We start from the raw sequence: 8887 nt of genomic DNA, 5'->3' as shown, positions 1-8887 counted from the left end.
CGGGGGGGCGGGCGGGGGGGGGGGGGGGCGCGGGGGGGGGGGCGGCCGCCCCCCCGGCCGCCCCCCCCCCGCCGCCCACGACCCACAGGACGCGCGCGTGCACGACGGCGGGCAGGCCGACGACCGCGAGCGCGGTGACGACGAGGGACCAGGCGCGCAGGCGCCCGCTCGTGACGGCCAGGACGGCCGCCGCCGCGAGGATCGCGGCCAGCAGCACGACGTACGGCAGGTAGAGGACGGTGTCGCCCGTCCCCGGCGTCAGGGGGATCCGGACGCCGCACAGCAGGGGGATCAGGTAGGCCACGGCCAGCCCGGCCCCGGCCGCGCACAGCGTCGCCCGGCGTGACTGCCGGGTCCGCCGCGCCAGGGTGACGATCCCGAGGGCCGTGACGGCCGCCAGGTAGGGGTAGGCGCCCCAGAGGAAGAAGAGCTGGCTCCGGCCGGGGTGCCCGAGCAGCAGGGCCGCGCCGATCCCCGCCGCGCCGATGCCGAGCATGAGCGCCACCCCGGGGCGCGCGAGCAGCCGCGGCCGGCTCAGCAGGCCGGAGATCCCGCCCCACGTGACGGTCCAGCACAGCAGGAACACCGCCGCCATCCCCAGGATCGAGAGCGGCGGAGGATCGGTCCCGTCTCCCGCGCCGGTCATCTCCCGCCAGACCGTCTCCATGAAGGAGAGGGGATCGACGACGAGTGCCTGCCTCGCGCCGTCGAACAGCACGAACTGCGCGAACAGGAAACACGCCGCCGTCATCCCGAGCGCGGCGAGCACGGGCCCGGACGGCCGGCGCCGCCTGACCGCCCCGGCCGCGACCACCGCCAGCAGCCCCGCGCCCAGCAGCGGGACGTACGTGGCCTTCGCCCCCGCCACCGCCATGAGGAAGACGCCCAGCAGCGCCCAGCGCCCGGCGGCCCGCCGGCGGCGCTCCAGGAGGTCGAGGAGGAGCAGCACGACGGGCGCGAACAGCAGGGCGCCGAACGTCTGGGTGGGGCTCGCCCACATGAGGTCGGGAACCCCGCCCCAGGTGAAGGCGCCGTTGCCGCCCAGATAGAGGCTCGGTGTCGCCACGAGCACCGTGCCTCCCGCGGTCAGGGCCGCTCCCGCCCAGGAGCCCGTGACCCGCCGCCCGGTCATCCCGGCCAGGACGACGAACGCGGCCAGGACGGGAAGCATGCCCAGCCGGAACAGCAGCACCAGCGGCTCCACCCCGGTCACCCAGCTCGCCGCCGCCAGGTGCGCGTAGACGAACCAGTGGTAGGAGAGAGGCTCCCCGGCCACCATGGGGACGGTGGGCGGCAGGTGGTGCCTCAGCTCGCCGACCAGGGCCAGGTGGTAGGGCATGTCGGGGAAGGACCGTCCGAGGGCGGGCCAGCTCAGGGCGTTGAGCCTGAAGAACGACACGGCGCTCCAGGCGAGCAGGTAGGCCGTCAGCGCTGCCAGGAACCAGGACCAGCAGGCGGGCGCCCGCTCCCGGCGGGACGCGGCGACCTTCCAGTGCCGGCGCAGCCGCGGGACGGCGAGGAAGAGCAGGCAGGCGCCGATCGGCCAGGCCAGGACGAGCAGCGGCACGCCGAGGGCACGGGCACCGGCGTAGGCGAAGACCTCCACGGCGTGGCCGAGCGCCAGCCCGAGCGCCAACTCCTCGGCGAGCGTGCGCCTGCCCCGGTACAGGAGCCGGAACAGCAGCACGCCGGGGAGCCCGACGCCCAGCACGACGTAGAGGCCGAACAGGATCATGTCCGGGACGGAGACGCCGTACAGGGCCGTCACCGTCGCGGTGAGGGCCGTCATCGACACGGTGGGCGCCCACCCGGAAAGGCCCTTCGTCCCGCGGGGCGGGGCCGCGCGCCCTCGCCCGGCCGGGGGCCCGTCCGGCTCGTCGTCCCCGGCGGTCATGAGCGGGCCCGGCGCGGGAACCTGGCGGGGTGGGGTTTCTGTCATGCGCCCGAGCCTGGTGAAACGAACGACGCCGGCGGCACCCGGCGCTCGCGCCCGTCGATGTCTTTTCCCGTCCTTGGCCGGGTTTTCACGACCGTCCGGGAGCGGGAACGCCGCCCGTGTCCTGCTTTCCCGGCTGCGAGCGCCGCCACGTGCCGGCCGGGGACAGAGGCCGGCGGGCCAGGGGTCAGGGGCGGTGTGCCCGGGCGACGAGGGAGACGCCCGGCAGTGACCCGACGGGGAGATACCTCTCGGCCACGATCACGGCGGTCAGGGCCGCGTTCACCGGGCGCGGCGGCTGCGTGACGTCCGAACCGGAGATTTTTTTCCTGCGCAGGGCGACGACCGGCCGCAGCAGGACGTTCCAGCTCCACAGGCGGTCGACGACCAGGCCGGCGCCGGTCAGCAGGGCGTTCAGCCCCTCCCGCGTGTACCGGCGGACGTGGCCGGACGCCACGTCGTGCGCCGACCACAGCGCCATGTCGCAGGGCACCGTGATCAGCGCCGTTCCCCCCGGCCGGAGCACGCGCACCAGCTCGCCGGCGGCCCTGCCGTCCTCCTCGATGTGTTCCAGCACGTCGAACGCCGTGACGAGGCCGAAGTCCGCGTCCGGCAGGGGCAGGTCCCGGGCGTCGGCGTGGATCGCCCGCAGGCCGCGCTGCCTGGCGAGCTCCACCGCGGTCGCCGAGAAGTCCGCGACCAGCGCGTCCCATCCGTGCTCGACGAGCACGCGCGTGTTGCCGCCCCCGGCCGCGCCGACGTCGAGCGCCCTGCCGGGCGGGCCGAGCCGGCGCAGCTCGCGGAGCTCGCGGGCGAGGATGGCGCGCCGCTCGCGGTACCACCAGTGGCGGTCCTCCACCTCGACGGTACGGAGAATCTCCGTGACCTCCATGTGTCCTCCCAGACGTGTGCCTTGGCGTTCCGGCGTTCCGGCGTTCCGGCGGTCGGCGGCCTCAGCGGCCGGCGCGTCCCGCGGGACGCCACCAGCTCTCGTGGTCGCGGTACCAGCGCACGACGCGCTCCAGCCCGTCGTCGAAGCCCACCCGGGGCTCGTACCCGATCGCCCGGATCTTGCGGCTGTCCACCGAGTAGCGCCGGTCGTGCCCCAGCCTGTCCGGCACGGTCTCCACCATGTCCCAGCCCAGGCCGAAGGCCGACAGCAGCCGCTCGGTGAGCTCACGGTTGGTCAGCTCGACCCCGCCGCCGATGTTGTAGACCTCGCCGGGCCGGCCCTTGTCCAGCACGAGCTGGATGCCCCTGCAGTGGTCGTCGACGTGCAGCCACTCGCGGACGTGCTCACCGTCCCCGTACAGGGGGACGCGGCGCCCGTCGATCAGGTTGGTGACGAAGAGCGGGATGACCTTCTCGGGGTGCTGGTACGGGCCGTAGTTGTTGGTGCAGCGGGTGGTCCGCACGTCGAGCCCGTAGGTCTGGTGGTAGGCGCGGCACAGCAGGTCGGCCCCCGCCTTGGCCGCCGAGTAGGGCGAGTTGGGCAGCAGCGGCTGCGACTCGTCCCACGAGCCCGCCGCGATGGACCCGTACACCTCGTCCGTCGACACCTGCACGACCGTGCGCACGCCGGCCTCGAGTGCCGCCTGGAGCAGGCGCTGCGTGCCGTGGACGTTGGTGACGACGAAGTCCCCCGGGCCGGTGATCGAACGGTCGACGTGCGTCTCCGCGGCGAAGTTCACCACGATGTCCTGGCCCGGCATCAGCTCGGCGAGGAGCCGGGCGTCGGTGATGTCGCCCCTGACGAAGGTGTGGCGGGGATGGCCGGCGACCGGGTCGAGGTTCGCGATGTTGCCCGCGTACGTGAGCTTGTCCAGCACCGTCACGCGGGCGTTCTCGTACCCGGGGTAGAGCCCGGACAGCAGCGACCGCACGTAGTGGGAGCCGATGAACCCGGCGCCGCCGGCGACCAGGATCCTCATGCGCGCACCTGGACCCTGCTGTGGTCGCCGATCATGAGCTGATGCGTGTTGGGCAGTCCCACGGCCCTCGTCACCTCCACGTTCCGGCCGATCAGAGAGTACGTGAGCCCCGAGACGCCCCTGATGGCCGAGTCCCCGAGGACGATGCTGTACTCCACCCCGGCCTCCTCCAGCACGCACCCCTCGCCGATCGAGGTGTAGGGGCCGATGTACGACCCTTCGATCCTGGTGCCGGCGCCGATGATGGCCGGGCCCCGGATCACCGACCTCTCGACGGTCGTGCCAGGTCCGATGTCGACGCGTCCGGTGATCTCGGAGAGCGCGTCCACCGTCCCCCGGACGTCCGGTTCGAGCGCCTCCAGGACCATGCGGTTGCACTCCAGCATGTCCTGCAGCCGCCCGGTGTCCCTCCAGTAGCCGGTGACGAAGTGCGAGTGCACCCGGTGGCCGTTGCCGATGAGCCAGGTGATCGCGTCGGTGATCTCCAGCTCGCCCCGGGCGGAGGGCATGATCGCCCGGACCGCCTCGTGGACGGCGGGGGAGAAGGTGTAGACGCCGACGATCGCGAGGTCGCTGCGCGGGTTCTCCGGTTTCTCCTCGAGCCCGACGATCTCCCCGTCGGGCCCCAGCTCGGCGACCCCGTAGAACTGGGGTTCGGCGACCTTCGTGAGCAGGATCTGCGCGTCGTAGTCGGCCTCGCGGAAGGCGTTCACCAGGTCGGCGATGCCGTCCAGCAGGAAGTTGTCGCCCAGGTACATCACGAACGGCTCGTCGCCCAGGAACTCGCGGGCGATGAGCACGCAGTGGGCCAGGCCGAGCGGGGCCTCCTGGCGGATGTAGGTGACGTCGAGACCGAACCTCGAACCGTCCCCGACGGCCTCCCGCACCTCGGGGCCCGTGTCGCCGACGATGACGCCGACACTGGTGATCCCCGCGTCCCTGATCGCCTCCAGCCCGTAATAGAGCACCGGTTTGTTGGCGACGGGGACGAGCTGTTTGGCGGACGTGTGGGTGAGCGGGCGCAGCCTCGTCCCCTTGCCGCCCGCCAGAACAAGTGCCTTCATCGCTCTTGGATCCCTCCACCAGGAACGCGTGGCCACGGCGGCCGGTCATCCGTTGAAAGCTACGGGGACATCCGGCCTGAGACCGTTCGCCGTCATCGCTTTTGCGGAGAAAAAGGGAAGGCGTTACCGGGCCTGGACATTGGCGCGTTCCCGGAACGTCCAGACCCGGTGTATCGCGTAGCTGACCGTCGGGCTGACGACCAGCAGCAGCGCCTGGGCCGCCATGACGGGAAGGTGGAACACCTCCACCAGCACCGGGAGCCCGGCGAGCGAGGTCGCGAGGAATCCGAGCCCGACCGCGTAGAAGCGCAGGTAGCCGGTGAGCCACGATCGGCCGTGAGCCCGGAAGACCACCAGCCTGTACCAGGGATAGACGATCACCACGGTCGTCAGATGGGCCGCCATGGCGAGGAGAAGGTAGGGGACCGCATCGTTGGCGGCGAGCAATCCCAGCCCCAGGAGAGAGCAATAGAGCAGGGCCGTCGTGGCGCTGGCCATCAGGTATGTGATGCGCTGTCCCCCAAGAGCGGGGATAAAACCTCGCCGTCGGTCATGTGGATGCTTTCCGTGTTTAGTCCGATTTTTAACGTGCACCATGTCAGGCCTTTGTCGGAATGTATCGCGCGATGATCGAATGGATTTTATCCTGCTGTAAGAATTAATCGGGGGATTAATGTCCGTGTCGGTGGTTATTCCGTGTTACCGCTCCGCGCGTACTCTTCCGGTGCTGGTGAACAGGCTCATGGCGGTCCTTCGTGAGCTGTCCACCCCCCACGAGGTGATCCTCGTCGTCGACGGAAGCCCGGACGACACCTGGCGGACGGCCGCCGAGCTCGCGCGGCGTGTCGACGGTGTGCGCGCCCTGCACCTGTCCCGCAACTACGGCCAGCACAACGCGCTGGTCGCCGGGATCAGGGAGGCGGAGTTCGAGGTCGTCGTCACCATGGACGACGACCTGCAGCACCCGCCGGAGCAGATCCCCCTCCTGCTGGCCGCCCTGGAGGGCGACCGCCTCGACCTCGTGTACGGCGTCCCGCGCCGCGAGGAGCACGGGCTGGTCCGCAGCCTCGCCTCCCGGTCGGTCAAGACCGCCATGGCCGGTGGGCTGGGCATCCGCGCCGCGCGCACGATCAGCGCCTTCCGGGCCTTCCGTACGCGCCTGCGCGACGGCTTCCAGGGGCTGTCCGGGCCGCACGCCTCCGTCGACGTGGCCCTGTCATGGGTGACCACCCGGGTGGGATCGGTCCGGGTGGACATGAACGAGCGCGGCCACGGGCGCTCCAACTACACGCCGGGCCTGTTGCTGCGGCACGCGACGAACATGCTCCTCGGCTACAGCACGGCCCCGCTCCGCGCGGCCAGCTACCTCGGGTTCCTGATCGGCGTCGTCGGCCTCCTGCTGGGCGCCGCCGTCCTGTGGGACTTCGCCACCGGCGACACCACGGTGGCCGGGTTCACCACCATCGCGTCGATGATCGCGATCTTCTCGTCCGCCCAGCTGATGGCCGTCGGCGTGCTCGGCGAGTACGTCGGGCGCGTCCACGGCAACGGGATGGGGCGGCCGACCTACGTCGTGTGCGAGCGCGTCGGGTCCCCGGCCGCCCCGGGCGTTCCCCGGCGGCCGGGCGGCGCTACCGTCGCCGTCCACGCAGGAGCCGGCTCCGGACCAGGTGAACGGTGAGGAAGGTCAGGGCGGGTTCGAACCCGTATCTCGCCCACGCCCGCTGCACCCCGGTGTTGTGCCCCTGGGTGGAGATGACGACCTCCCTCGCGCCACGGGCCAGGGCGCGTCCCTCCACCGCCGCCAGCAGGTGGGCGTACAGGCCGCGCCCCCGGGCCCGGGAGATCACGCCGGCGAGCAGGATCTCCGTCCGGTCGGCGTCGTCCGCGAGCGTGGCCAGCGCGAGAATCCCGTCCCCGGCCGGGCTCCACTCCCGCAGCGCCACGCACTCCCCCTCGGAGGCCGACCGCAGCGCCCACTCCCGGTAGCCCGCCAGCGCCTCGGCGTCGTCGAACAGGGGATTGGCCAGGTAGTGGTTCCGGTAGGCGGCGAAGATGTCGGAGACCGACTCGCGCACCGCCGCGGGGGTGACCCGCTGCGTCGGCTGGAGGTCCCCCGGCGGTTCCGGCGCGCGCCCGCGTCCCGCGCGCAGGCGCCAGTACGTCAGCGAGTCCGCGAACACGGCGGTGCGGCCGAGCGCGGTCAGCTCGGCGAACCAGCCGACGTGCTCGGCCGGGTAGCGGAGCACGATGACGTCCGCCCTCGACCCCAGGACGGCCTCGCGAACCGCGGGAAACGGGGATGGGGCCTGCGCCGGGACGGTGAGGCGCTCCACCGGACGGCCGAACCTGGCCGAGTCGAGCGGGGACTCCGCGATGCGCGGGGCCCCGCTCCCCATCACGTCCTGCCAGGCCATCGGCCCACCTCGTGGCTCCGGACGGCGTCGATCACGCGCGTCACGCCGGTCGCGCCCAGGTCGGCGAAGAGCGGCAGCCGCACCAGCCGGTCGGCGACGCTCTCGGTGACCGGGCACCCGCCGGGGGCCGTCCGGCCGTACCGCAGACCGGCCGGGGCGGCGTGCAGGGGCTGGTAGTGGAACGTCGCCTGCACGCCCCTGTCCCCGAGGTGGGCGATGAGGGCCCCGCGGCTCGCCAGGTCCGGGAGCAGCAGGTAGTACAGGTGCGCGGGGTGCGCGCACCCGTCGGGGACCGTCGGCAGGCCGACCCCGTTCTCGGCCGCCCACCCGGCCAGGCCCTCGTGGTAACTCCGCCAGACGGCGAGGCGCCGGGCCTGGGTCTCGGCGAACGACTCCAGCTGGGAGGTCAGCTGCGAGGCGAGGACGTCCGACAGCAGATAACTGGAGCCGATGTCGACCCACCGGTACTTGTCCACCTGGCCGCGGAAGAAACGGCTGCGATCGGTGCCCTTCTCCCTGATGACCTCGGCGCGAGCCATCAGGCCGGCGTCGTTGAGCAGCAGCGCGCCGCCCTCCCCGCACTGCACGTTCTTGGTCTCGTGGAAGCTCTGCGCGGCCACGCTGCCGAACGCCCCCAGCGGGCGCCCCCGGTAGGAACCGCCCAGGCCGTGCGCGTTGTCCTCGACGAGGGGCAGGCCGTACCGGTCGCAGATCTCGCCGATCTCCTCCATGGCGCACGCGACCCCGGCGTAGTGGACGACCACCACGGCCCGTGTGCGGTCGGTGATCGCGGCCTCGATCAGCCGCTCGTCCATGTTGAGGGTGTCGGGCCTGCAGTCGACGAAGACCGGTACCGCGCCGCGCAGGGCGTAGGCGTTGGCCGTCGAGACGAAGGTGAACGACGGCATGATCACCTCGTCGCCCGGCCGGAGGTCGAGCAGGATCGCCGACATCTCCAGGGCGTGCGTGCAGGAGGTGGTCAGCAGGACCTGCCCGGCCCCGGTCATCTCCTTCAGCAGCCCGGCCGCCCGCCTGGTGAACGGCCCGTCCCCGGAGGTGGACCCCCGGCGCACGGCCTCCGCGAGATAGTCGAGCTCGTTCGCGGACAGGTGCGTCCGGTTGAAGGGGATCCTCGCCGGGGCGTCCGCGGCGGTGCCCGCGGGAGCCGGGGGCGGGGCGGGAACGGGATTTCGCGGAAGGACGCGAGGACGCGCGCCGCCCGCCATCAACCGACCCTCTTCTTTGATTCGGTGTCGATGCCGCACGTCGAATGCACGGGTGAATGTTACTGACGATCCCTGTCGCTCGCGCGGACCGACATGCGGGCGGGCGGGTCCCTCTCGCCGATGTCCGGCCGGGCTTTCTCGCCGCTCTGAGCTGGGAAGACGATTTTCCCATCAGAAATATGAGATGTTTTCCTCCTTTATCGGAGATGTTGCCGAATATCCCGTGGGTGGTGCCGCGTTCCGGTGAATCGGATTGCGACACGCCCGGATTGTTGCTGAATCGGCCTGGCGATAATACCTGCTCCTAAAGTCG

General features: G+C 71.9%; 8 protein-coding genes. 1 reads left to right on the top strand and 7 read right to left on the bottom strand.

Annotated elements, in window-relative coordinates:
- The 5 genes from AB0G15_RS39810 to AB0G15_RS39790 all read right to left on the bottom strand — a co-directional run.
- Positions 1–1939: hypothetical protein (locus tag AB0G15_RS39810; protein WP_362850522.1), on the bottom strand; the 1939-nt coding region annotated here is incomplete at its 3' end.
- A 184-nt stretch (positions 1940–2123) separates the two neighbouring features.
- Positions 2124–2828 carry a class I SAM-dependent methyltransferase gene (locus tag AB0G15_RS39805; protein WP_362850520.1) on the bottom strand — a complete coding sequence of 235 codons (705 nt, stop codon included), beginning with the start codon at positions 2826–2828 and terminating at the stop codon, positions 2124–2126.
- 61 nt (positions 2829–2889) lie between these two features.
- Positions 2890–3867 carry a dTDP-glucose 4,6-dehydratase gene (gene rfbB / locus AB0G15_RS39800; RefSeq protein ID WP_362850518.1) on the bottom strand — a complete coding sequence of 326 codons (978 nt, stop codon included), beginning with the start codon at positions 3865–3867 and terminating at the stop codon, positions 2890–2892.
- Positions 3864–4931, bottom strand: a complete 1068-nt coding sequence (locus AB0G15_RS39795) for a glucose-1-phosphate thymidylyltransferase (protein ID WP_362850517.1) — start codon at positions 4929–4931, stop codon at positions 3864–3866. The genes rfbB and AB0G15_RS39795 overlap by 4 nt, the downstream gene beginning before the upstream one ends.
- Before the next feature lie 123 nt (positions 4932–5054).
- The gene (locus AB0G15_RS39790; protein WP_362850515.1) at positions 5055–5429 is read right to left on the bottom strand and encodes a GtrA family protein; all 375 of its coding nucleotides are present in this window, start codon (positions 5427–5429) and stop codon (positions 5055–5057) included.
- Positions 5430–5604: 175 nt separating this feature from the next.
- On the opposite strand from AB0G15_RS39790, the gene AB0G15_RS39785 reads away from it, so the two are divergent.
- Positions 5605–6612 (top strand): glycosyltransferase family 2 protein, encoded by a 1008-nt coding sequence (locus tag AB0G15_RS39785; RefSeq protein ID WP_362850513.1) that lies wholly within the window; start codon positions 5605–5607, stop codon positions 6610–6612.
- On the opposite strand, the gene AB0G15_RS39780 is transcribed toward AB0G15_RS39785, so the two are convergent.
- Both AB0G15_RS39780 and rffA read right to left on the bottom strand, forming a co-directional pair.
- The gene (locus AB0G15_RS39780; RefSeq protein ID WP_362850511.1) at positions 6563–7348 is read right to left on the bottom strand and encodes a GNAT family N-acetyltransferase; all 786 of its coding nucleotides are present in this window, start codon (positions 7346–7348) and stop codon (positions 6563–6565) included. The genes AB0G15_RS39785 and AB0G15_RS39780 overlap by 50 nt on opposite strands.
- On the bottom strand, positions 7330–8574 hold the full coding sequence (rffA, locus tag AB0G15_RS39775; protein ID WP_362850509.1) for a dTDP-4-amino-4,6-dideoxygalactose transaminase: 1245 nt from the start codon (positions 8572–8574) through the stop codon (positions 7330–7332). The genes AB0G15_RS39780 and rffA overlap by 19 nt, the downstream gene beginning before the upstream one ends.
- Positions 8575–8887 lie beyond the last annotated feature (313 nt).

This window comes from Streptosporangium sp. NPDC023825, from assembly GCF_040639575.1.
Taxonomy (GTDB): domain Bacteria; phylum Actinomycetota; class Actinomycetes; order Streptosporangiales; family Streptosporangiaceae; genus Streptosporangium.
The sequence above is the reverse complement of the archived record's forward strand: the minus strand, read 5'-3'. Positions and strand labels throughout refer to the sequence as shown.

Bases quoted from the DNA above. Each gene is read 5' to 3' on its own strand.
- AB0G15_RS39795 (WP_362850517.1), bottom strand. From the start codon at position 4,931: ATGAAGGCACTTGTTCTGGCGGGCGGCAAGGGGACGAGGCTGCGCCCG.
- AB0G15_RS39785 (WP_362850513.1), top strand. From the start codon at position 5,605: ATGTCCGTGTCGGTGGTTATTCCGTGTTACCGCTCCGCGCGTACTCTT.
- rffA (WP_362850509.1), bottom strand. From the start codon at position 8,574: ATGGCGGGCGGCGCGCGTCCTCGCGTCCTTCCGCGAAATCCCGTTCCC.
- AB0G15_RS39805 (WP_362850520.1), bottom strand. From the start codon at position 2,828: ATGGAGGTCACGGAGATTCTCCGTACCGTCGAGGTGGAGGACCGCCAC.
- AB0G15_RS39790 (WP_362850515.1), bottom strand. From the start codon at position 5,429: ATGGCCAGCGCCACGACGGCCCTGCTCTATTGCTCTCTCCTGGGGCTG.
- rfbB (WP_362850518.1), bottom strand. From the start codon at position 3,867: ATGAGGATCCTGGTCGCCGGCGGCGCCGGGTTCATCGGCTCCCACTAC.
- AB0G15_RS39780 (WP_362850511.1), bottom strand. From the start codon at position 7,348: ATGGCCTGGCAGGACGTGATGGGGAGCGGGGCCCCGCGCATCGCGGAG.